This window comes from Flavobacterium sp. EDS, from assembly GCF_020991525.1.
GTDB lineage: Bacteria > Bacteroidota > Bacteroidia > Flavobacteriales > Flavobacteriaceae > Flavobacterium.
On the sequence record NZ_JAJMOZ010000005.1, the window covers coordinates 180,791 to 206,387 of the forward strand.

At 30.5% G+C, this 25,597-nt stretch carries 19 protein-coding genes and 1 tRNA gene; 5 read left to right on the top strand and 15 right to left on the bottom strand.

All coding sequences use genetic code 11. From position 1 onward, the window contains the following. The first annotated feature begins 5 nt into the window (after positions 1-5). Positions 6-476 (top strand): hypothetical protein, encoded by a 471-nt coding sequence (locus LPB87_RS09770; RefSeq protein WP_129539238.1) that lies wholly within the window; start codon positions 6-8, stop codon positions 474-476. A gap of 211 nt (positions 477-687) precedes the next feature. Here LPB87_RS09770 and LPB87_RS09775 read toward each other — a convergent pair whose 3' ends face one another. The 3 genes from LPB87_RS09775 to LPB87_RS09785 form a co-directional block, all read right to left on the bottom strand. After that, entirely contained in the window at positions 688-1,233 is a 546-nt protein-coding gene (locus LPB87_RS09775) for a 3'-5' exonuclease (RefSeq protein WP_230727777.1), read from the bottom strand. A gap of 49 nt (positions 1,234-1,282) precedes the next feature. After that, a complete protein-coding gene (locus LPB87_RS09780) occupies positions 1,283-2,380 on the bottom strand; it encodes a slipin family protein (RefSeq protein ID WP_230727778.1) in 1,098 nt (365 codons plus the stop codon). A gap of 1,131 nt (positions 2,381-3,511) precedes the next feature. Next, a tRNA-Asp gene (locus LPB87_RS09785) sits at positions 3,512-3,584 on the bottom strand. A 987-nt stretch (positions 3,585-4,571) separates the two neighbouring features. Here LPB87_RS09785 and LPB87_RS09790 point away from each other — a divergent pair. The 3 genes from LPB87_RS09790 (at position 4,572) to LPB87_RS09800 (ending at position 9,521) form a co-directional block, all read left to right on the top strand. Beyond that, a complete protein-coding gene (locus LPB87_RS09790) occupies positions 4,572-7,664 on the top strand; it encodes a DUF6493 family protein (RefSeq protein ID WP_230727779.1) in 3,093 nt (1,030 codons plus the stop codon). Positions 7,665-7,670: 6 nt separating this feature from the next. After that, a complete protein-coding gene (locus LPB87_RS09795) occupies positions 7,671-8,999 on the top strand; it encodes an SWIM zinc finger family protein (RefSeq protein WP_230727780.1) in 1,329 nt (442 codons plus the stop codon). A gap of 126 nt (positions 9,000-9,125) precedes the next feature. Continuing rightward, positions 9,126-9,521: a helix-turn-helix transcriptional regulator gene (locus LPB87_RS09800; RefSeq protein ID WP_230727781.1), complete on the top strand. Its 396-nt coding sequence runs from the start codon at positions 9,126-9,128 to the stop codon at positions 9,519-9,521. 152 nt (positions 9,522-9,673) lie between these two features. Here the strand turns inward: LPB87_RS09800 and LPB87_RS09805 are convergent, their stop codons facing one another. The 12 genes from LPB87_RS09805 to LPB87_RS09860 form a co-directional block, all read right to left on the bottom strand. Further along, positions 9,674-11,485 carry an AAA family ATPase gene (locus tag LPB87_RS09805; RefSeq protein ID WP_230727782.1) on the bottom strand — a complete coding sequence of 604 codons (1,812 nt, stop codon included), beginning with the start codon at positions 11,483-11,485 and terminating at the stop codon, positions 9,674-9,676. Position 11,486: 1 nt separating this feature from the next. After that, positions 11,487-11,957: an ABC-three component system middle component 2 gene (locus LPB87_RS09810; protein WP_230727783.1), complete on the bottom strand. Its 471-nt coding sequence runs from the start codon at positions 11,955-11,957 to the stop codon at positions 11,487-11,489. Next, positions 11,950-13,002 (bottom strand): ABC-three component system protein, encoded by a 1,053-nt coding sequence (locus LPB87_RS09815; RefSeq protein WP_230727784.1) that lies wholly within the window; start codon positions 13,000-13,002, stop codon positions 11,950-11,952. Before LPB87_RS09815 ends, LPB87_RS09810 begins: the two co-directional genes overlap by 8 nt. Before the next feature lie 132 nt (positions 13,003-13,134). Then, entirely contained in the window at positions 13,135-13,389 is a 255-nt protein-coding gene (locus LPB87_RS09820) for a hypothetical protein (RefSeq protein ID WP_230727785.1), read from the bottom strand. A gap of 258 nt (positions 13,390-13,647) precedes the next feature. After that, positions 13,648-15,300 (bottom strand): hypothetical protein, encoded by a 1,653-nt coding sequence (locus LPB87_RS09825; RefSeq protein ID WP_230727786.1) that lies wholly within the window; start codon positions 15,298-15,300, stop codon positions 13,648-13,650. A 68-nt stretch (positions 15,301-15,368) separates the two neighbouring features. Further along, positions 15,369-16,520 carry a hypothetical protein gene (locus LPB87_RS09830; RefSeq protein ID WP_230727787.1) on the bottom strand — a complete coding sequence of 384 codons (1,152 nt, stop codon included), beginning with the start codon at positions 16,518-16,520 and terminating at the stop codon, positions 15,369-15,371. 156 nt (positions 16,521-16,676) lie between these two features. Then, positions 16,677-17,477 (bottom strand): TatD family hydrolase, encoded by an 801-nt coding sequence (locus tag LPB87_RS09835; protein WP_230727788.1) that lies wholly within the window; start codon positions 17,475-17,477, stop codon positions 16,677-16,679. A gap of 434 nt (positions 17,478-17,911) precedes the next feature. Further along, positions 17,912-18,811, bottom strand: a complete 900-nt coding sequence (locus tag LPB87_RS09840; RefSeq protein WP_230727789.1) for an AAA family ATPase — start codon at positions 18,809-18,811, stop codon at positions 17,912-17,914. A 4-nt stretch (positions 18,812-18,815) separates the two neighbouring features. After that, entirely contained in the window at positions 18,816-20,000 is a 1,185-nt protein-coding gene (locus LPB87_RS09845) for a hypothetical protein (protein WP_230727790.1), read from the bottom strand. 3 nt (positions 20,001-20,003) lie between these two features. Continuing rightward, positions 20,004-21,281, bottom strand: coding sequence for a class I SAM-dependent methyltransferase (locus tag LPB87_RS09850; RefSeq protein ID WP_230727791.1), 1,278 nt, complete (start codon positions 21,279-21,281; stop codon positions 20,004-20,006). Positions 21,282-21,351: 70 nt separating this feature from the next. After that, positions 21,352-22,368 (bottom strand): T4 RnlA family RNA ligase, encoded by a 1,017-nt coding sequence (locus tag LPB87_RS09855; protein ID WP_230727792.1) that lies wholly within the window; start codon positions 22,366-22,368, stop codon positions 21,352-21,354. Between the two features lie 548 nt (positions 22,369-22,916). Next, positions 22,917-23,360 carry a hypothetical protein gene (locus tag LPB87_RS09860; RefSeq protein ID WP_230727793.1) on the bottom strand — a complete coding sequence of 148 codons (444 nt, stop codon included), beginning with the start codon at positions 23,358-23,360 and terminating at the stop codon, positions 22,917-22,919. Positions 23,361-24,534: 1,174 nt separating this feature from the next. Between LPB87_RS09860 and LPB87_RS09865 the strand changes: the two genes are divergently transcribed. Next, positions 24,535-25,548 (top strand): WYL domain-containing protein, encoded by a 1,014-nt coding sequence (locus LPB87_RS09865; protein ID WP_230727794.1) that lies wholly within the window; start codon positions 24,535-24,537, stop codon positions 25,546-25,548. Positions 25,549-25,597 lie beyond the last annotated feature (49 nt).

Genomic DNA, 25,597 nt, shown 5'->3' on the forward strand with positions numbered 1-25,597 from the left:
ATTAAATGAAAAAAAAAATTAGCATACTCATGATTTTAGTGTTTGGTATAATAACAGCACAAACAAATAAAACTTGTTTTGATAAGTTTTATAGTGGTGATGAAAATTATAATAAACCAATTAAACATGTCTTTTTTGATGAGTCAAAGGGAGACAAAAAAATAAAAGATGGTACTAAAATATATTTTCACATGCAGGGAGAGTCTTTTATTTTTGATTCTAAAATAAATACTCTAAGTATTGAAAATTTCAAAAAATATCATTTAGAAGATCCTAAGAATCTAGTAGATAATGAATATTTATATTTCAAAAAAAAAATAAGTGAGTTTCAAAAAGGAACAAAAACAAAGATTCCTTTATCTAATGCAATGCCAATATCAAGAAATCACAAATACTTTAAAGTATATGTAATAGAAAAAACGAAGGGAAATATTTTTCTTAAATATGAAGTAGATTGGATATATTCAACATTTTAATTTAAGTATAGTAAAAGACGATGAATCGCATTCAATAGTTATGCTTATAAGTGTTATATCAACCTATTACACAATTAGAAACATAAAACAATAAAATTATTTTTATATAAGTATGTCTATCAGTATAATTGCTTTTGTCTACTATTTTTTTGTAAAACCACGAATAGTAAATTCGTGGTTTTTCTTATTTAATGCATGACATAACATACTTTTAATTATGCAAAGACCAATGCAAAATTTTAGCGATATTCTTTGCATCATCAACACCTCGGTGATGTGTTCCTTCTAACGGAATATTTAATAAATGCAAAGCACCATTCATTCCCGTTGGCTTTTGTAAACCGAATTTCTCTGCAAAATGAACTTTCACATTAATGTGCTCCTCTCCCATTGGATATGGAACACCAAACAACCTACATTGTTTTTTAAGCATATTAAGGTCGTACTGACCGTAACTTGCCCAAGTATATAAATCGGGTTGATACTCATCTGTCAATTTTTCAATCGCTTCTTCAAAAATTACTCCATTTTTATCCAGTAAATCCTGAGTGATGGTCGTTAATTCTGTACAAAACGGACTCACACTGGAGCGTTGTGGTTTTATCAAAATGCCCTGATTTTTAGTAATGATTCCTGTTTGGGAGTCCAAGACGGCTAATCCAATTTCAATAATTTCATTTTGCTGCCCTTTCGGGACTTCACCTTGCCAACATGTCGCTTCTAAATCTATGATAATAATTTTATCTGTAGTTTTCATTTTTTCTTTTTTTCAATATTTTAAATTTCTCTTTCATTTAAAAGAGCCTTTATTTAACGAAGATTTCCTTCAATTGACCAATGACGTTTCCACCACCTGAAATTGTAATCTCACCGATCTTATCAGCGATTTTTTCTACATATTCCATTTCTTTCAATTTCCACAACATTTCGTTTTCTTCCATCAACTTTGCTGTGTTTAACAAACTTCTTGTTGAGGCAGTTTCCTCTCTTCGCATAATGCTATTGGCTTGTGCTTTTTTCTCAGCAACCAAAACCTGATTCATGATTTCTTTCATATCTCCTGGCAAGATTACATCTCGAATACCTGCATCAGAAATTACCAATCCTAACTCATTTATCTTAGTTGTTACTTCATCTAAAATGTTTTCTGCAATCGTATCTTTTTTAGCTAACAATTCATCCAAAGTTAAACCTCCTACGAATGCTCTCAAAGCTAATTGCATGGCAACATACAATTGTTTTTCAAAATCTTTATTATCTACCAAAGCTTTCATGACGTCCACCACTTGGTATCGCACAAAGAAATTAATTCTCAATCCTGCTTTATCTTTAGTCAATAACTCCTGACCAGAAATCTCAACATGCTGCTGTCTGGCATCAACTGTTTTTACTTCGATTGTAATCGCATTATTCCAAAAATAATGAGTTCCAGCTCTTAATTCGGTTGTAAAGGCTCCGTTAACAAATAACAATGCTTTATCATTACTGGCAACAATGAATTTTCTTATGTACAACCTCAATTTTGCGTTCTCCAATAAATTCATTGGAATATTTTCGGTGATATAAATTTTAGATAAATCTATTTTAGTAAATTCATTTTTCACAATACCTTTCCAGAAAGCATATCTACCTGCGGTTAAAACTTCTTTAAAGTTACCATTTACAAATTGCATTACAATTTCGTTATCGGCTACCTCAACTATTTCAAGCATAGAAGCCAATACTTCATTTTGCAATATTATATTCAATTCATATGGCGCCTGAAATGGCAACCCCATATCATAAATCATAACATTTTTGTTTCCAAAAACCCAGTGTAAACCTTCTTCTAGTACTCTAACCAATTTTCTGTTCTCGAATACCAACCCTACTTGATATGCATTAATTTTAATTCTATTTATCATCACTATTTTTGTTTTTAGTTTTCTTTGTTTCAAGTTCAAACAAAGATTTTCTATTTTATTTACTATTTATTTCAAAAGCCAAATGCTTGACTTCTATTTTTTAACGGTTTGTTTTGCCACAGATTTCAAGGATTAAAATGATTTTCTCTAATCTCTATAAATCGTCTATCCTCTTTTCTCTTTCCTAATCTTTAAATAAAAAAACTTCATTGTCTCTCTCCTCAGAGAAAAACGGACGAATAGTTTGTTATTTGTTTGCTCCAATTGTTTTGCGATTCTATTTTGTAAAAGCGATTCTAAATTCTAAAAAAATCACTCAAACAATCAAATCGAAAAGAAAACGAGTTTTTCAAAATACATTGCTATTCGCACTGGTTTTATCATGAGTGTGAAATTTTGAACTTTACAATCCTAGTTCCACAGACAAAGACAAATCAGTTTTCTTTGGTTATGCATCTTTTTAAGAGTGATGCGCTCTAAATACAGATTTTCAGTCTGCTGATTACCATTTATCAAACCGAAACGAGTTCGGTGCAGGATTCGAACCTGCAGAAATTTCTATTGTTCTAACCTGACTGAACTATCACATTGCTGTGAGTGGGAGTCGAACCCACGACCGATAGAGAGATCGTTTTTTGGAAAACAATCAAAACCTCCAAATCAAGTTGCATAGAAAAACATAATACGCTTTCGCGAAAAGTTCCCTACAATGGTGCTATACAGAAACACGCAACAGGACTTGTTTGATATTTTTAAAACCATAGACCATCTTGCCTATAATTTCTTTATTTACTTTATTTAAAAGAACGTGTTTTATTTCTTGAGCAAATATTCAAATCATACTGCGCAACTATTCTGCGTAGACAATTAGAAACTAGAAAACTTTTTTATTTAGCATCTGAAAAGAGACTTTTAAGCTCTTGAAAAAATGCAACCAAAGCACAAAACCACTTCGTTTCACTTTGCGTATCTGCGACTTAGCAAGAAATTGATAAAGTATAATGCGCAAAATTATTTTCTCGCAAAGACGCCAAGGGGCTAAGTTTTAAAATCTTTATTCCGACAGCTATCGGAACTCTGTACCTCTGCACCTTTGAACCTTTCCTCCTCTATGCCTTCAAAAAAAATTAGCGGCTCATACGGGAGTCGAACCCGTTTCTCCCGAGAGACAGTCGGGAAGGTTAGCCAGTAACCCCAATGAGCCAGTTCCTTCTAGAGAACAATGTAATTCCGGAAGGACTCGAACCTCCATTCTACCAATTGAAATACGGAATTATTTATTTTCGAGCATAAAAAAAGCACCCGATTAAAGGTGCTTCATGAGATTTGATAAGATATACGTATCCTATTGCCAGTATCTATGCACCTGTATTGTAATAAATCCAAGATCGAAACTCGGGTTTAATAGTTGTTTTTTATATGTGTTATGAGTGAAATTCATTTTGTGTATTTTATTATATATTGAAATCATTGTCATTATTAGAAATTCGTTTTCCAAATTTTCTTCGGCAAAGATAAAGTCTAAAAAATCAATTATCCAAATCATTTTTAAATTTATTTTACTGATAATCAACCAATTAACTTCTGTTTAAAATCATAGAAATCCCTGTCCGCTTACATAAGCAGATCCTTAATTGTATCAAATGACTGTCTCTCATCAGATTACTTCTCAAGATTATATTTCGCTATTAGGTTTAATCATTAAACATTTTATCCTTTATTTTTTCAATTATTTTTATTTAAAAGTTATTTCCAGTCCAATTAGCATCATGTTGGACCGCATTATTATCACATTAAGCGAAGCCAAAATGTATCAAAAACAAAAAAAGCGCCCCGATATCAGGACGCTTTTATATTTTTATGTTGAATTTGAAACTACAATCTACTCTTCAATTCTATAAAATACATATCACATCCATAACCATCAGCAGGGAAATTCCCTACCAAACGATCGGTATATTGTTTTACTAACAGGTTCATATGTATATTCTTTATTTTCATTTCGAGGGCAAATGTAGGTCTTTTATTAATATAATTAAATAATCCTATGTAATTAATCCTGAAACATTTATCATTCTATCAAAAATAGCGACCAATAATCCCACATGTTTTTTTGGTTTACGTCAGAATAATTCCATATTTTTAAATATCTAATTATAAGATTCTATATCAATTCAGTCCCTATAATAGCATGAAAAAACACCTAAAATACATAGATGGGAATTCCGATAAATTTTGGCAAATTGAAGTTACAGGATTAGAATATACTGTTACTTATGGAAAAAATGGAACCAGTGGTACATCCCAAACAAAAAGTTTTGAAACAAATGATGCCTGCTTAAAAACCGCCGAAAAATTAGTAGCCGAAAAAGAAAAAAAAGGATACTCAGAAACTGGTGATGTCACAATAGCCTCAAAACCAAAAACAGCCAAAAGCGCAAATGCTGATCTAATTTTACAAGAATACGATGCCATTATAAAATCTAAAAACATTGATTTAATATTGCCTTTCCTGCAAGAGAAATCAAAAGGAAATATTGAAGCCTTAAAAAAGCACATCAAGAAAAACAAACGCTATTGGATGACGTACACTGAGTTGTCTAAAGATCCAGATTACGTAAAAAAAGGCAAACATGATTACGGATGGGGAACTCGTGGAGATAAAATACAAAGTGATATCATTACATTAAGTGCTATTGCATTATTTGACAAAACTGAGATTAATTCCTGGGATGAAACTCTAAATTTATTAAACGAAATAGACGAGAAAAAACAAGTTCTGGATGTTTTAGTATGGGCAAAACCCAACTGGCTAGGAACTTTTATTTTAGACAAGATAAAGAAACAAGACTGGGTTGGCTTTAATTATCATATTCTACGAAAACTAGAAGATCAGGATTTATTACAATTTAATCCAGAATTATATGCTTTGACTTTAGCAGCAACTAATGAATGGCGAGCCAAGATGAAAACTCGAAAGTTCATTACTAATTCATTAAATGACAGGCTGACTTACCAAAGAGATATTCCGGAATTGTTTAATTATGAAACGATTCTTCATAACAGTTTCTTTAGAGATAATGATTCTCAAGCACATGATGAGTTTCAAACTTGGGCAGTACTTTATAAATCGTTATTAGACGATAATAAAATGGAACGCCCTTTCTTTATCGAAAATGCCATCCTGATTCAAACCAAAGAATGGAACAATAACCTGAAATCTTTTTTCAGAAAAAGAATCGAAGAGTTTAATGTAACAGCAGAAGAACTTATTATCCATCAGGAAAATATTTTCTCTTATTTACATAATCCGTATCCGCCAATAACAAGTTACGGAATCGAGCTTGTAAAAAAAATGTACGAGCATCCTAAATTCAAAACCAAATCATTTTTTGAATGGCTAGAACCTTTAATGATGCGTAGTGATTGCAAAGCTGCGATCAAAAGTGTACTGCCTGTTTTAGAAAAAATCGGTAAATCGAACCCTAAATTAAACAAAACGATTGCATCAATTATAGCTGACGTTTTTGTAATTTCAGATTTGGCATTACAAGAACGAGCGAGTAAGATAATTGTAAAAATTGCAACCGAAAAAGATGCTGTTCTTAAAGAAAAACTATCTTCTTATGTTACTTTGATGCAAGGAAATATAAAATCGGGATTAAGCAATTTTATTGATAATGAAGCTTTAGCGGTTGACGACTCTAGTCTCGAAGAATATATATTTGCTCCTAAAAAAGAAGTCTTACTTATCGAAGAAGTACAGCTCCCTACTGATTGGAATGACGTTGTATTTCAGTTCGGAAACTTTATCGGTTCAGAAGAAGTACTGGATACTGAAATTCTATTGAACGTATATATCACGCAAAGGGATTTATTCCCATCTGATTATTCAGCACAATTACAACCTTATTTAAAACAACTGCAAAAGAGCTATTTTGAAAGTGTAAATAAAGATTATGTAAAAACCTTTTTGATGGATAAAATTATAAACATCGAAAATAAATTCAATAGCAAGCATAAACACTATTCTAAAATCAATACGCTGCTGTTAGCACAACCATTATTGGAGAAAGTACAGCAAAAAATAAATGAAAATTCGGCTTTACCACTACTCTCTTTCCCTAGCCATAAACCGTATTGGGTTGCTCCTAAGGTTTTATTAGAAAGGATTATTGCCTATCAAAATACAAACGAAGAAATTGATTTTCTAGATTTAAGCATTGCTATTTCGCGAATGCCAAGAGAAAATACCGAAGAAGCTATGTCGCTATTGGATAAAATAGAAGGAGAACTGAAACAGTTATTATCCTTTTGTTTGGGAGTAGATCAAAAATTAAATTTAGGTTCCGAATCTCTATTTTCGAAACTATTGGCAACAATGGGAAAGACAACCAAAGAAACAGGAATATTATCTCTTTGGGCTGTAGCAGCAAGAACATTTTATCCAAATGATACTTTCACCGAATTTGAAAATACATATTTAAAAGAGGTTCCTTTTGTGGTTTCTCCATTTGTACCTCAGGTTAAATTTAAAGAAAAATGGAATGAATGGACCAACTATCAAACCAAACAAAAAGAGAGAACTCCATCTTGGTATGAGCTACGATTTGACTTGCCTAATTACTCAAAAATTCCAAATTATTTATTGTACAGCCTAGATATCTATCAACGCCCTAATAGCTGGGATTATTTACTTAACTCTGCAGGAAATACCAATTACTGGCACAGTCTAACGCCACAAAATGATGATGCACTTGCTATAACACTATTACAAAATTGTGGTACTGGCGATGGATCAAAACCTGATTTAAAAGGTTTTCTGGATATTATAAATCGTCCTGAGTTTATATTTTCAGACACTTCTTTGCTTTTATATGCTTGTAGTTTCTTTCAGGAAAAGAAAGACATCCGATTAATGGCTTCTGAAGTTTTGATTAATTTGATCGAAAAACAAGCGATTGATATGGAAGTATTTGCTCATAAACTGGCTTTCTTAGCAACTGGAAAATATGGCGTATTCTTACGAATGGTTGATGGATTAATTGCCATAAAAGATGTTTCGCCATTGCATAACGATGCTTTACTGAAGTTGTTTAATTCCTTTTTTGAAAATCTTGATCTAAAAGACAAGTTACCAACGAGCTTCAAAAAAATCGTCGAAAACTATCTTGATGTTTTGACCAAAACAAATCAAAAACCATCGCCTAAAGCAACTGTTTTCTTTGAGCAATGGAAAGATAATGCTTCGCTTAAATCATTGATTAAGCAAATTTTAAAATAAAGAAAAATGACTGATTTAGAATATAATTATAAAGGAATCTCTACATATAGCAAATCCAAAGGAATTAATAATTTGGTTTTGGCACATCAAACCGAAATAGAAGAAGTTAATAATATCCCTTGCTTTTTCTGGGGAAGTTTAACCGATCCTTATGTTACTGCAAAATGTTGGAGTACAATTGCCAAAGTGGTTCGTTCTAGTTTTGGCCCTGTTCCTCCAAGTCTTCGTGATCCGATTGTATCGGCAGGAGCTGAACGATTGCGTTTTGAAGGATTTTCGTCCTGCAATGGTGTTTATGTAAGATTAGACATGAAACCCGAAGCTATTGATGGCGAATTTATTGCCAACGGAACAACCAATGTCGATTTTAATGACCCAATGCTAAATGCACTGAATGCCATTCAAAAAAACGAAAAAGTAACCCTTGCCGTTGGTCAGCAAGAAGTACAGGTCATTACAACCAAAGCTAAAGTGACCGAAAAGAAAGTGACTTTACCCATGCGATGGATTAAAGGTTTAACGAGTGTGCAGCTTTATCTTGCCGACATGGATGTTAAATATGAATTGAATAAAATTCAGACCATTCAGTTATTTCAAAGTTTGCCAAAGGGAAGCGTAAAAGGAGATTTTTTTATCACCAAAAGAGCGGGGAAATTCATGTTCTCGACTTTGGCTACAAACGATAGCGTACGAATTGGCGGTGTACAGCGTTTGCGATTGTTAGAAGGAATTCTAGCAATTGTAGATAAAATTTACATCTACGAATCTTCAGATAAACAAACTTGTGCGATAGTTTCTGAATTTGGGAAAATGCAATTGTTAATGGCTTTTTCTCCCGATTCGTACCGTGGATTTTCGGGCGAAGGAAATGTTCTTGAAACCATGACCGAAAACTTACCAATAGAATGGGTTTACGGATTGAACAGTTTACTCAAATCAAATGAAACTTTTGATCCTACGATGCTTTCTATAGAAAATGACATTGATTTTGGTACAATGGATAATCTAACTTCTAACTTATCCTCAATGGGATTATTAGGCTATGATTTAAGCGAAAAAGCCCATTTTTACCGTCGTCTTCCTTTTAAAACTGAGCGTATTTTGTCTTTAAATCCAAGGCTCAAAAATGCCAAAAAATTAATCGATAATGAAGACATTGAAATCGTAGAACGCAGAGCCGATTATATCGAAGCCAAAGTAAAAGGTTCTGGTGTAATACACAAAGTAATTATCGAAGGATCAAACCAAAGATGTACTTGTGATTGGTTTACTGCTTATCAAGGTAAAAGAGGTATTTGCAAACATATTCTAGGCGTAAAAATGACTATTTCTTAAAGAGTTGGATTTTATATAAAATAATTTAATTCAAATAAGAAGAAACATAATTTTACTCTTTACCAAATCAAACGCGTTTTTTACGAATCTCTATTTTTTTTAAAAAATTTTAATACCTTTGAATTTATGAGCACAGCAACTAAACCAAAACACATTGGCAGAAATATTAGCCGAATAAGAGAACTTCGTGGCATGAAACAAGAAGCGCTTGCACAAGCCATTGGTTCAAACCAACAAGCTATTTCCGGAATTGAAGGTAGCGAAGAAGTGGATGCTAAAAAACTGGTTGAAATTGCAAAAGCACTTGGCGTTACAGTAGAAGCTATTGAAAACTTTTCGGAAGAATCTGTTTTTAATTATTTCAACACTTATTATGATACTAGTTCTAATAATGGTCCTCAAGGAACTGGTAATACTTGTAATTTCAATCCTCTTGATAAAGTTGTGGAACTTTACGAACGTTTGGTTCAATCTGAAAAAGATAAGGTTGAATTTTTAGAAAAATTGATGAAAGGGAAATAATATTCTTTTTCTTTTATATAATTGAAAAAGCGCAAATCTTTGAGGTTTGCGCTTTTTTAATTCTTAAACAGTAATCTCCATCAAACAATTAGTCTGAAAGTAAATTAATTATGGATGATACTGCTTTTTGATTTTAAAGGTATGTTTTAAAGTTATTTTGGAATAAAACCAAATCTTCCCATTCCTTCTTTTTTTGTAAACTTAATATGATTAATTACTTTCAAAATATCAGACGGAGGCTCTTCATTTTCAAAAATTATTACTTGTGGACAAGAAGTTTTAGTTGCGCAATAACGATAAAAATCCATTGCTAAATCTTCAGTTATTCCTTCTCCATCTGAATCAGGTTTTTTATATGTAACCAAAGGAGAATCAAAAATCGGAACTCCCATTTTATATTCTTTGTGTTCTAAATACTCAGACAAAGCTAAAACAAATGTCGCATAAGTTATTGCTCTTTCTCCTTTACCAGATAAATTTCTATTTTTAGAACCAATAACAAAATCGTTTGTTTTTTCACTAAATGATATTGTTGAAATATCTGAATAATTACATTCATCTAAAATTTTATATATCTTTTCTGAAATAGAATTCATTATCGAAGTCGACAAATCATCATAAATATTCTCTTCATTATTTTCGAATGTATCCGATATTTCAGACCTAAATTGAGTAAATTTCCCTATACTTTCTTTTATAAAAGTCTCCTCTAAAACTTTATCTCTTTTTTTATATAATAATTCCAATTCTTTTTTTAAATCAAGTAATGATGAATTAATATCTTTTTCAATTAAAATTTCGACATCATTCAATAAATATTTTTCGAAATATAAATTACTTTCAACTTCAACTTTCTCTTTATTTAGCAGTAATAGAGATGCTTTTAATTCGTTTTGTAAAAAAAATATTTTTTCAATTTCTTTCTCACATGATGAAATAGTTTTTGATATTTCATCATTACTTGACAACGAATTAATTTCGTTATCACAATATGGACATGAATTTAGGTTTTCAGTATTTCCTAATAATAATGAGCCAGCTTCAATCGTCGCCTTCAATCTTTTCTTATCACTTGAATAATATTCATTAAGTAACTCAGATCTTGATAGGGTTTCTTGTAGTGCTTCTATTTTTTTTTCAAAATCAAAAATATTTTTACTATAGTTCTTTCTTTGATTATCATAAATAGAAAATTGCTTCAATAATTTATCTTGTTCTCTTTTTACAAATAATATAGTTTGATCTAATGAATCCAATTTAACATCTACAGTTTTATCCTTAGAAATATCAAATGTAAATTTTGCAATCAATTCATCTAATAGCTCAACTTTTCCCTTTTTGAAATTAATTATTTTTTCGTCTGGTTCAGTAATGATAGAAGAATCGTCTTTTCCAGTTACTAAAAATTTAACTACGTTTAATTCTTTTGTTTTTTGAAATCCGCCTTGTGCAAAAATTGGTGATTGAGTTTTTGTTATTTCAGTTTCAGATATTAAGCATAAATGACATAAATCCCTAAAAGATAACGAATTCTTAGTTCCCTTTGTTTTATTTTTTCTAATATCTATATTCTCCAAATTACAAAGTCCTAAAAAAAATGTCGAAATATTATTATCGTTGCCTTTTTTTAATTTTGTTAATAAGACTGTGGGTTGACATTCTTTAATTTTATCATAACTTTTTTCATATAAATTAAATTGTCCCCCACTTATAGAACGCTCTAATGTATAAGATTTCTTTTTTGATTCTATTTCTAAATAAATACTATTATAATTTTTCGCTTCAGGTGGCACTCTTTCTAAAGTTTGTCCTCCTAACATATAATTTAAGCAATCAAATATAAAAGATTTACCTGTACTAGTAGGACCACTAATAACATTTAATCCTTTCTTAAATTCAATTTCAGCAGGTTCTAATTTATTTCCTGTTAGTATCAATTTACTAATTAAAAATCCTTCTCTCATTTTAAATAATATCTAAATTATTATTTCCCTTTTTAACAAAATTCATCATAATTTCTTTTAGTGTCTTAGAATTTAAATTTTCTAAATATTCATTAACCCATATAGATCTTATCTGAAGATTTAATAAATACTCTTCACTTAAAGTATCTAAAAAAGTAGTAGATTGATCAGATGCAATAAACTCTATTCCTTGATCTGTATATAGTTTTTCAATTAATCCTTTTTCAATAAATAAATCAATACTTGAGAGAATCATTTCTCTTCGAACTAGTAATTCTCCTTTTCTATTTTGAACTGACGGATGAAGACTTGTCATTTTAAAATCAAAATCTCCACTATGAACAGTTAAATAATCAAGATAGACCATTGATTGTAAATCATATGACCTTGGATAAGTTGCATTTAAAACAGATAAAATTCTTAACCCCGTTTCTATTTTGTTGTTAAATGGATGTATTATGTAATTATTCATTTTCCCAATTTATTTTTCCCATATTGGAAAGTTGATGACAAATACCTATTCTATCTTGCGGTTTACTTACGTCCTTTAAAGGATTTGACGTAATTTGAGTTTGTTGAGCTTTATCTTCACTCATCTTAACTTTCTCATAGCTATCATTATGATTAGTCAATAATGTATTAGCAATTCCACTAAAAATTTCTTTCTGAAAATCTTCATAAGTATTTATTGGAAGGCTATCTCTATATAATACACGAAGTTGTTCTGCAAAATGGAAGCCTTCTCTAGCTTTATTGAAATGAATTAGATAATTTTTATCTATGTCACTAGTTTTAATAAACTTGCATTTACCTGTAGAATTATATGCTTTTAAAAGATTATCCACATATACAAGTTCGTTACTTTGAACATTAACAGGAATATCTTTCTCAGTAACTTTTGGCCTATCTGGTAAGCTCCCTCCAAAACGTGCTAAATGATTTGAATGATTGATATGTTCTTTTAAAACTTCTTTTCGTTGAACTTTACTGAAAATTGAAAAATCGAATTTTTCAAAATATTGTAGTAATTTTTTTTCTAATAAAATAGTTTTGTTTGTAATTTGATTGGCACAGTGTTTTTCCCAGTTTTCTTTGATTTCTGATTTTAATTTTTCGGGATTAATCAGTAATTTAGATAGTTTTGTTCCACAATCTTGTGGCGCAACAAAATAATATTTTTGAGGAACTGGGTATTCTTTAATAAATGAGTAATAAATAATTTTAGCAAATTCGCAATATACATTTGAAGGTGTTATAGGTGACTTATAATGCTTACACTGATAACAATCCCAGCGATAATTTAAATTTCCAACAGGATTATCTATATAGGCAACAACATCTCTTCCCATATCTCCAGCACCTCCAAGTTTTTCAATTGAGTGATATATAGATTTTTTCAAATCCAACCATTCTTCAATAAATTCTTCCCATTCATCTGGATAAAAGCTTTCAATACGTTTAATGGGAATAATATGCTGTCCATAAATTATTCTACTTGAAGAAGTATATTTAATCATAATCCATAATTGATTTTATCTAAGTCCATAAACATTTCATTGCAACCAAATTTATATTTTACAAATAATTTAATTATTTTATCAAAAAGACTTTCAACTTAAAACTAAACTATGAGCTATTTTCTATGAATCTTAATATTTTAAATCATTTGGAGTTGAGTTGGCATTATATGACGCCCAATTAATACATTCCATTACTATTAACCCATCATCAGAATCTACAAAAGTTCTAAAATAAGTAGATAAATCCTTTGCCGAAGTATTAACTCTATTAAAGCACCATAGAGATTCTAAAACACTAGTTGCCTTAAAAGAGTTTAATTCATCGTATAACTTTTGATAGTCACGTTGCTTACGTAAATCATAACTTAAAAAATATAATGCCATAATTATTTCACTTTAAATTTAAACTCAAATCTAATTACTATTTTTTTACTTATTTTACGGATAACCGTAATACTATTTTTTTTACTTTTCAAAAGTAAAAATTAAATTATATCTAGGTATGCGTATTTATACCTATTAGAAAACGTTAGATCCCAAAAAACTCCTTAGTATTCCTCGCAGTTTCCTCTGCAATCTTAATCCCCGAAACCCCTTTAAACTGCGCAATGGTTCCAGCAACAAAAGCAAACTTTAAGGTTTTTAATTGTTCTGTTCTTTTACCATTTTGAGGTTGAATGGGACAGATATATTTGTTACACTTTTTCTGTGTCGTATAATTATATGTGAGGGTGAGTTTTTAAATTTACATTGAATTTCATCACTCTTTATTAAACTAAGAATATTAGGTATTGCTTCTTTAGAATTTGAATTTGCTACTCCATATATAGTGTAATCATTATAATAACCATCTTCAAATTTAATTTCCAACAATTTATTTTTAGTGTCGTAGCTATATCCTTTAGGCAAATTATTAATCTTATATATTTTTTCTTCATATATGGGTTTGCCTATATTAATTCCCCCTATAACATTGTCATAAGCATTGTTTTGATTCTCTATTTCAATTGCGGTAATATTAGAAGGAGAATATTGTCCAAATATATCTATTCTAGACATCGCGCTTTCATAATTAAATATCCTTAGCGAGTCTTTTTCACTTGTTTTTAAATACATATCAGAAAATGAAAAATCTAAATTTCCGGAGTATTTTGATGGCAATGAAGCATAAATCATATATGAATTCTCCTTTTTTAGGGTTGAAATACCTATTTTCAAATCATTTCTTACAATAGAATCATTTAAATTCGCAAAACTTCTATATTTGGAATAATATGCATATTCTTTATCTTCTTCTTTATCTTCTTCTTTCTTTTCCAGAACTGGTATTGCTCCCAAGTCAATTGTCTTAACTTGACCTTTATTAGATCGTAAAAAGAAATTGAGCTTCTTAATTTTTCCTAAACCTCGTATAGTGACTATATCAATCCCATTATACAAATGATTAGGGTTTTTATCTTCTTCTTTATATCTGTTTTTTAGATCAAAATACGAACTCGTCATTTCTGGATAAGGCATATCGTTATTTCGATACCATAAATAATGTCTAAAATCTATAATGCGTCCTTCGCTTTCAATAGTTTTACCATCATCATCAACTAAACTCATATTTAATCTGTCAAAATCAAATTGTATCTCTGTATTTTGGCCATTTGTGCTTTCTTTACTATATCTATAATTTGGAATTTCGAGCCTTTCGTTTCTAAACAAATAATCATTATAACCCACGGCTATTTTATTCAAAGAATCCTTTTCCTTTTTTTCATTTCTTTTCCCATATGTATATGAATAATCACTTTTTTTAGACGTATTTTCAATCGCTAGTGTTGCTGCATCATTTCTAAAATCTAATACGGTTATATTCACTCCATCTTTAGAAATTTTTTCGCCTATATTAGATTCATCAATAGAAAACCGTTCATATCCATCTGGTATAAAAATTAACACTTTTACATTGTAAGAATTAGATTGTTCTTTGGTTAATACAAGTTTAAATGGATATTGTATGCTACTTACTTCTGAATGATCTATTGTAATATTTCCATTATCATTTTTAAAAATCTTTGTAGAACCTTGTAATTCTGCTTTTAATTTTTCGAAATTAAAAATACTATCATTATAAACAGGTTCGTCAGCATAACTACTATATAAATCTAAATTATAAAAGCCCCCTCCTCCAGAATAGGAATCTTCTAATTTTGCAAAATCTAAAAATACTTTCTGCTGTGCGGTCAATTCTTTATTACAAGAAAACAAACTAAAAACTAAAACAAAACCACAAATTACCTTTCTCATCTATATACTATTTTAAACAATCCTTATTACTATTTTATTATACTTCTAAAAAACGAACCTCATCAAGACTAGTATTCATCATCATCTTTTATTGGTTTTTTATTGCGTGTAGTAATTTCCCAATTCTCCTTTTGATAGGGATTATCCGTTTTTCCGATTTGAACTAAAAATCTTAATTCCCCTTTGCGGTCCTCATCTTTATCAATTAAAACTCTAAATTCATAACCTTTTATCTTTTCAACATATTCGTTAGCTAAAGGATTGTTTTGATAATAGTTTATTGCAACATTAATTTCTTTTGAAAACTGGGTATTGGTAGCTAAGAATTCTAATAATTGTAAAGCAGTTTCCTTTTTAAATTCTGTATCGTTTATTATATCTGGTTCTACTTTATAAAACGTAGTGAAATTTAACTCTAAATTGTCGCAACCGCCTACACTTGCAGTAATTATAGTGTCATTCTTTTTATAAATCTCTTCAATAGTTTCTGTATAATTATGCATTTCGATACTTCTGGTTCGTTTTTCTACTCCAGGAATAGCATTAAAAATGGTTTTAGATTTTAATTTTGCAACTTTGCAACTTGACAAATATGATTCTTCGTATAGGTTTCCGTTTTTATAAATAAAAGATAAAGAAGTCGATTTTAAATCTTCTACCGAACTAAAATAGGTTCTGTAATTTTGTGTAACCTTAATTTTAAATTTATCACCAATAAAATTTGCTTCATCAATTATATTATAAGAAAAAGGAGCATATCCCAGAATACTATGCGATTCTTTCTCTTTAATTTCATCTTTCATTATGTAAAAAATAAATTCATTGTTGGTGTTTGCATTTCCTCCCAACATTCCGTTGGATGATCTGTCAATTACATAATCAATGATTCCGTCATTATTAAAATCACGTTTTTCAAAAATTGAAAATGAAACGCTATATGGATCGCCATCATTTGCAAATTTAACATAATAAGGCAATTCGCTTATTTGCATTTCCTTATATTTCTGGCTACCAATCTCTTCGTTAATAAGTCTTTTCAAAAAATTACTTTCTATTTCGGTCGGAATTACTTTTTCCTCTTCTGGTTCTACAGCCGAAATGGTGTCTTTAATACTCTTTTTATGTACTGCTTTTACTTCTTTTTTACATGAAAATGCTAAGACAATAAATACAAGCAAGATTATTTTATTACTTTGAAAGCATACTGATTTAAGACTCATTAGTCAATTTATTTTTTATCTGTTAAAATATTTAAGTTTAATTGTTTTTTTGGGCATTTATTAGATGTAATACGATCCCAAATTAACAAATAAAAAACCACAAAATCACAAGATAAATTTGCAAATTTGCGGTTAAGACAAATTAAATTTTTAATTCTAAATCCCAAAAAACTCTTTAGTATTCCTAGTTGTTTCGTCTGCAACTATAATTCCCGAGATTCCTTTAAACTGCGCTACTGTTGTAGCAACAAAAGGCAGAAAAGCAGGTTCGCAACGGCGTTCGTGGTATTTCTTCAAGAGATTGTTAGGAACGTTTTTTGGGAGCATGAATGGCGCATCGGTTTCAATCATCATTCGGTCAAGCGGTACGTACTGAATCACTTCTTTTAAATGGTCAAAACGTTTGCTGTCGGATATTGCTCCTGTAAAACCAAGATAGAATCCGTTATCGAGATAGGTTTTGGCTTCTTGTAAACTTCCTGTAAAACAATGCACCACCGCTTTTGGCAATTGTGGCAAATAATCTTTTGTAATACTCATAAATCGTGTAAAAGCAGCTCTTTCGTGCAGGAACAATGGCTTCTGAACTTCGATTGCTAATTCTAATTGGGCTTTGTAACAGGTTTCTTGTACGTTTCTTGGCGAAAAGTCACGATCAAAATCGAGTCCGCACTCGCCTACCGAAACTACCTGTTTCTGCTTTAATAAGTTTCGTAGTTTTGAAATACTTTGCGCATCAAAACTTTTCGCATCATGCGGATGTATTCCAGCTGTTGCGTATAATATTCCAGGATATTCTTTTGCTAGTTCAGCCGAAGCTTCACTATTTTTTACGCTTGTTCCTGTTAGTATCATTTGCGATACATCGGCATCTAATGCATTTTGTATGACATCATCTATGTCATTGTGGAATTGTTTATTGGTTAAATTAATACCAATATCTATATATGTTTTCATGTTTTTTTTAAGTTACAAAGTTCCGATAGCTATCGGAACAGAGGTTTTTGCTCTTTGAGTCTTTGTTTTTTATTGTTTTTTTTGCCACGTAGGCGTTAATTTTCTTTGGTTTGTTTTAATCTCGCTAAGTCGCAGAGTCCCTAAGTTTTTATTTTTGCCACTCCCGATAGCGATCGGGATAATCAGATTAAAAGGATTTTAAAAATCTACTGAATCTGCAAAATCTGCGTGAAACAATTCTTTGCGTGCTTCGCGTAATTTGGACTGCGAACTTTGCGGTTAAAAACCTTTGAACCTTTAAATAACCAACTATTTTCCCATACTAAACTACCGCGACTTATTAGCTGCGCAGGAAGGATTTGAACCTCCGTCTGTTGGATTATTTTTATTTCCCTCAGTGTCTACTCTACATAACCATTGAGCCTTAAAAGAATTTAAAAATCCCCATAATACACTTGGAAGCACGGTAATTTCAAATCTTTTCGCCATGTATCTACTACTTGGTTTCTATCATCGAGAACAAACTCTACAAAGTATTTATTTTTTATAGATTCGTTATAGATTTCGGTTTTGATGATCGAATCTTTTCGGTTATCCTGACTTTTTCGCATAATTAGGTCATCGAATTCTATTGTATGTTTTTCTAGGAAACGCAAAGTCGGTTCTTTGTATCTATCTTCTCTACCTGAAACCAACAATATTTCATAACCTAATTTCTTGTAGTTTCTCAACACATTAGCTACTGGTTCATTTAATTCATCCTGATCGCATTTACTTGCATCAAAAGGATTTCTCCCATTCATCAATGCCAATGTTCCGTCTAGATCGCAGATAATTGCTTTTGGCAATTCTGGATTTTGAATTGTGTATTCTAAATTTGTATTCACTTTCCTTATTGATTTAAAATCAAACTTTTCTTTTGTTTTTTGCAATTGATGGTACATATTTTCAATCACTTTTTTTGGTACTTTTCGATCTCTTTTTCCGTTTCGAATCAAAAGTTCTGCTAACGGTAAATCAAACACTTTGAATTCAATATTAGCCATTTCAGAGAAATCGTTTATAGGCTGTTTGATGTATTCTAACTTTACATTACAAGTATCCAGAATAACATTCCATCCATTTGAAAGCAAGGTTTTTATTTGCCCGTTAACAATTTTAGAAATCATACTTTCATATGCCGGATCCATAGCTTCCTGAAATTGCGAAAACCTAATTTCATCACGGCTTATTCTCATCGTTTTAGGTTCCGTTCGCACTTTCCACTCGGCGAAAGTACTTTTCCCTGATGCTGGACAACCCGTAAGTATCGTTAATGTTGGTATCTTTTTCATTTTGTTATAATCTTGGATCTAATGTTTTTTCTATTTCTTCGTTATTGATTCGCTTCAAGAGCAATAAACGCATCAAGTAATTTTCTTCTTCTAAATCTTTATACGGAATCTGAAGCATTTTCTGATTGATTTCCCAACCATTTATCGATTGTTCTAATTTCTTCTTTACATTCCTTTTCTCTAAATAATGATCAAAATCCTGATGAAAGTTCACTCCGTAAATCATCGTTAGGTAATTGTTATTTCTAACTTTAAAACACGGTGGCAAATTTTTAATGTAATTCTGAACTGGTTTAATCATTATGCCTTCTTCATTCTCATTAGTTAGTTTTTCAAAAAACGAATACATTTCCTTTAGCTTTTCTTCTTTGTTAGCACTGGTAATTTCTAAATGCAAAAAAGTGTCATCGTTTACCAATTCATAAGTCAAATTAGAATTTGGTATTACTTCATCTCCACCAATATTAACCACTTTTAAAATCGTAAACGGTTTAAAATGCAATTCGGCTTCATATCCAAATGTATTGATCTGATTCTGAAATACCTTTAATGATTCATCCTGTTTAGCAACATTCGGTATTTTTACAATTCCCAAAGATTCGTACTGACGAACAATATGTGATTTGTGTTTACTGCCGAATTCCTTTTTAGTTAATTGTTTTTTATCTGAAATGTATGTTGTAAACAATTCAGATTCTCTCACACTTTCTAATTTTTCAAGTAGTCCTGAAGATTGCAAATACACATTATGTGTCTTTAAGGCATCATAATATCCTATAAATTCTTTTTCGATTAATCCTGCTCCTAAAACCTTCCAAGGCAATAATTCTGAAGCTATTAAAATAGTTTCGAAATCTGGAAAAGTAATGATCATTTTAGCATGCAAATCCTTCAAACTGCTAATTGCTTTTTCTACATCAATATGATCCATTTTAAAACCATTTCTGGAAACGAAATAGCTTTCATCAAGATTTCTTTTCAAGTAAATGGTGCAATACGAACCCATGTATTTTTTTTGAACTACAAATTCGGTTACGCCTTTTCCTAAATAATAATTTACCGCTTCCTCGATACTTTCTATTTCATTTTTTGTCCTGCTTTTTGGTGCTGGCGAAATGGTTGGTGAAAAATCATTTATCTTATTTTTACAAAACCACTCTATTCTATTTCTTACTCTATAGTCTAACATCTTTTACTTTTTTTGAATGATTACTGCACTTGTTGGGTAAACTCCATTTACACAATCTCCTACTCCATAATAGGTTTTAGGGTTTGGAAAAATCTCGTCAATCAATTCCACAAATTCTGAATTTGATAACTCAAAATCGTGATCGTCGTGCCTAAATTCCTCTGTCAGTTCATAATTCACATTAAAATCTTTGTCTGGAGTTGTTACAAATAATTGGGTAAACTGTGTATTATCACGTATCCAAATTAATAATGCTTTTGCCTCTTCTAATGAATTATGCTCAATCACCTCACTTAAAATAATCTGATTTTCAAATCCTTTAATTTCTTCTAAACTTTCAACCCAATGCAAATTATCTGCATTCTCTATCCCAACTATTTTATCTGCAATAGGTTTAAAATCTACTTCGTCGTACGCATGATATTCCTGTGTAAATCCTTTTTTTAGCAACATTTTAAAATACTGCATTTCGCCACAACCAAAATCTAAAACAGGTTCATCAAAATTGATTTTATTACAAATGAATTCTTTTCTGGATTGATGTGTATCTGTAAAAACAAATTGAACCTTGTTATCAAAATACGTTTCTAACTGTGGTTTGAATTTTTCGAACTGAACTGGAGAACGCATAATTCTTTTTATAAAAAGATAAAATACAAAATACGGAACACCCGAAATATTGGTTAACATTGTGATGTGCTTTTGAATAAAAAAGTCATCGATATAGGTATAAACCGCGTATTTGTTGGTAAAATGCGAAAACAAAGCTACAAGCGAAAATTTCTGTAAGGCTTCCCTAACCGTTGAACCTTCTATCTTTAATTCGAAATTACTTCCAATTTTATGCTGCAATGAAATTCCATCGATGTATTTTGATAAAAGATAGTTTCCGTTTTTGTACCAGCCCGAATCGATAAAAAAAGTAGCTACTTCTATCGTACATTTTTCAGTATCAACCTCATCGTAGTTTTTTTCTAACCAAGAAATTACTGTTTCACTTAAACTTGCATTTTCTTTATATAAATGATTGAAAAATTCAGTTGCCATATTTAAAGCCAATAGCGGACTACAGTAACTCTGAAAATCGATTTGATTTCCTTCTTCTGGCAAATAACTATGTTTGCCATCCATAAAAACACAATGATATTCTGTAGCTGAAATAACATTTCCTATAATAACTCCGTTTTTTAATTCTTTCAAATAAAGACCTTGATCCGTATTTGGATTTTTATAAAGGATATCTAAAAAGTATGTATTGTCTGATTTAAGTTTTATAATCATTGTGTTTATTTTTGTTAGACAAATATAGCTTTGCCACTACGCAATTATTTTGCGCAGTTAAATTAATTTTCTATTCTTCTTCTCTATTAAATGGTTTTTCGAATGTTGGTCGAATCATTCTCCAAATTATTTCGGAATAATCCATGTTATCCAACATTGCAAATAATACTCCTGAATATTGACAGGTCAAGAAATACAAAGCTGTTTCTTTACGGGAATCTAAAACTTTAAAATCTGCTTTGCATTGATTTTCAATTACCGCATATTGATTTTCTAAATCACTTTTTGTTTTTTTTACCCAATTAAAAAATTCATCAGGAACACGTTCCAAAACTTCTTCTATTGGTTGGTTGGTTTTCAAATATTCCCAAATGTTCAAATTAGAAACCTGAGTGATGATTCGGTGCAAACGAAGATATTCTTCAAATTTGATTTTGACTCTAAAATTATTCGAATATTTAATAACAAACCCTTCTTTATTGTCTTTATTCATTGCTGCTAATGAACCAATATCTTTAATTCCGTCGTATTTTTCTACAATGGGGAAACCAATATCTTCCAGCGCAAATTCTTCTCCCGATTGGATATCGATAATTGCCAGTAAAACCAATTCTTCTGCAACTCCATAATCTAAAACAATTCGATTTTGAGGATATATAATCTCAAATAAATAAGTTTTATTTTTATCCAAATGTGACCATGATTTTTTGTATTTCCCATGTAACATTTCGTTTGCTTTATCTGACTGACCGCTTGAAAACGAACCTCTACTTGCTATAAATGGTACCTCATCTATCCAGTATAAAATCCCCATAGAACCATCGGCTTTATCATACACTTCAAAAGTTGTATTAGGAATTGTTTGGTTTTCCATTTCTCCTAAATTAAAAAACTTAGGAAATGGTCTTGCAATCACATTAAAATTTTCATCAAGAATTAATCCTCTACAGTTTAATGTAACCTCATTCCATATTCTTTCGAATTGGGCACTTTGGGTATAATTATAAATGTATAAATCATAATTAGGGTGTTTGTTTACTCTAATATAATTTTTGGAAATCATCTCTTTTAATAATACTGTATTCATTTCTTCTTTTTGTTAAACAAAGATTCAAAAACTACTACGCATTTATTTTGCGCAGTGAAGAAGAATCCTATTTTAAGTAATCTAAATTACTCGTAAACATTGATTTATTTTGTGACCCTGATGAGATTCGAACTCATATTCCCTTTCGGGCATTGCGGCTCTAAATACGCTTCCCTACTTTCCCCAACGATTTCGGTGCTTCTGTAAATTCTACCCATTAGTCCGCGCAGGTCTAACCGGAATATCCGCAAACACTACAGCCAGTAATTTTTCTGTAGGCTTTTCCTTTTAAGCTACAAGGCCTTTTGTTTTGATGGTACAAAGGTTAAATTATAGTACGCAATGTTTTTGCGTAGTAAAAAAAGAAATACATTTCTTTGACATGATAAGATTCATAGAGATTAGTTCATTATTTAGTTTTTTACTTATTCTTAATAACAAAAAAAGCAACCCATTTCTAAGTTGCTTTTTTGTTTTATGCTCTTTGTGTCTTATCGTTGTGAGTGCAAAGTCAGGATACATTCACACAGCACATACGCTAAATTTTTCTATTCATTAGAACTCTTCGATAAAGTGACACCATCTAGTTTTTGTAAACTAGAAATTTTTATACTTAGTTCATTTATATCATTTATTGACAAGTCAACAAATTCTTCAAACTTTTCTTTTGTATATTTTTTTGAATAATAATCTCTATTATTATAAGACAAATAATTAACATCACTAAAAACCTTTGGAATAATTATAAAATTAGAAGTGTTTTCATGAGTAATCATATCCCATTCTAAACTACCTTCAAAAGAATTTATGACCAATTTTATTTTATTATAAATAGAGTCATTTTTTTCAATTTTTTTAAATCTAAATCTAAAAAAAGGAGAATATGAATATCTATTTTCTATTGAATACATATTAATTCTAGAAGTTTCAATTTCATACCCTATTGAATTTAAAGATATATATACCATTCTGTTAGTTTCGTTATTTTTCATCTATTTTTTTCTGTAGACTATTTGTTATGTTTTCAACTTTTACTCCATTAGGGTTTATCTTTTTTAGCATACCATATATACACCTTTTTTTTGTGTGTCATGGGTGAGTCATTCGCACCAGCTAGAGATAAATTAGCAAATTCTATTCTAAATAATAAACTGAATCATAACTTCCATATTTTTTTTATTTAACATATATGATTTAGTAACAAAATAATTTTTTTTACCATTTCGAATTGAATCGTAATCAATATTCTCAAAAAAATAAGTGTTTTTTTTGTCTTTAATATTGATAATTAATTTATAATCGTGCTTTTGTACAAAACTTTTTTTAAGTTGAAAATAATACTTTGCTTCCTTAAATAAGGTATATGCAGTATCTACTTTATTTTTATATTGAAAACTAACCCATTTTGATGATGTTTTTTATTCATATAAAAATCTTCCAATATAATACTGTCAGTATTAATCAAATTCAATTTAGTAATTAATTGGGGATTAAATTCTAATAACATTTTATCTTTTTTTACGTCATTAGAGGATTTTTTTTCTAAGTTTTCATCTCTTTTTCTGCAACTTATCAAAATAAAAAAAATGCTAATAATATAAGACTATGTATTTTCATATATTCCTTATTTGGCAGATTTGCCTTGTACATAATTCATAATTAAATCATTATCTATTTGTCCAAAATTAGGTATTTCTTGCAATTATCACAACCTAAATCTTCGAGTTTATCTCCATCGTCTCTACCATCCTTATTTTGGATTAAATGTATCTGATTCAAATTTTTCTGCGCTAAAGAGATTCGAACTCATATTCCCTTTCGGGCATTGCGGCTCTAAATACGCTTCCCTACTTTCCCCAACGATTTCGGTGCTTCTGTAAATTCTACCCATTAGCCCGCGCAGGTCTAACCGGAATATCCGCAAACACTACAGCCAGTAATTTTTCTGTAGGCTTTTCCTTTTAAGCTACAAGGCCTTTTGTTTTGATGGTACAAAGGTTAAATCATAGTACGCAATGTTTTTGCGTAGTAATATTAAAAGTGTATATTTATCATTGGTGTTACTTGCGTGAAGGAAGGAAGCGGCATCCTTTTTTGGGCTTCTTTAGACCAAAAAAGATATAGCATACTGCCTGACCCGAAGGGACACGCCCAAAAAACAAAACTATGTCACAAAACAAGAATGCATTGATTCGATACAAAACAATCGATAAATGCCTACAGAACCAATACCGAACTTGGACTCTCAACGATTTAATCGAAGCCTGTTCAGATGCATTATTTGAATATGAAGGTCGCGAAAACCGAATAAGCAAACGTACCATACAAATGGATATTCAACTTATGCGCAGCGAAAAATTGGGATACAATGCTCCTATCGTAGTTTATGATAAAAAATTTTATAAGTACGATGATGAGGATTTCTCAATTACAGATATTCCGCTTACAGAAACAGATATGAATGTTCTAACAGAAACAGTTTCTATGCTAAAACAATTTAAGGATTTCTCTTTATTTAGTGATGTTTCGGATATTTTACAGCGTTTGGAAGATAAAATCTATTCGGAGAAATCACATACCAATTCAGTAATTTATCTTGATAAAAATGAAAACTTAAAAGGATTGCATTATCTAGATGAAATTTATCAAGCCATCATCAAAAAAATTGTTCTTGTTATTACCTATAAATCTTTTAAATCCAGAGAAGAACAAAAATTTAATTTTCATCCTTTTATTCTAAAGGAGTTTAATAATCGCTGGTTTTTGGTAGGAAAGAAAAAAGGGGGGCAGCCGATAACCAATTTAGCTCTTGACAGAATTACCAGCATCGATTTTGATTTTAACCTCCCTTATATAGAAGAAGTATTTGATGCCGAGGATTTTTATAAGGATGTGGTTGGGGTAACTGTGAACCAAGGAATGAACGCTAGAAAAATTGAACTTTGGATTGATAAAGAAAATGCTCCTTATGTTTTAACAAAGCCTTTTCATGCTTCGCAAAAGCTAGAAAAAGAAAATGAGGACGGAAGCATCATTATTACACTAAAACTCAAGACTAATTATGAAATAGAACGTTTGCTTTTGGGTTTTGGTGATGGATTAGAAGTTATTAGTCCCAATGGATTGCGATTGCGGATAAAAGATAAACTAAAGAAAGCTTTACTTAAATATGGAGAATAATTTTTTCTGTTTTTTAAATTAAAGAAATATCTCTCAAGACATATCAATC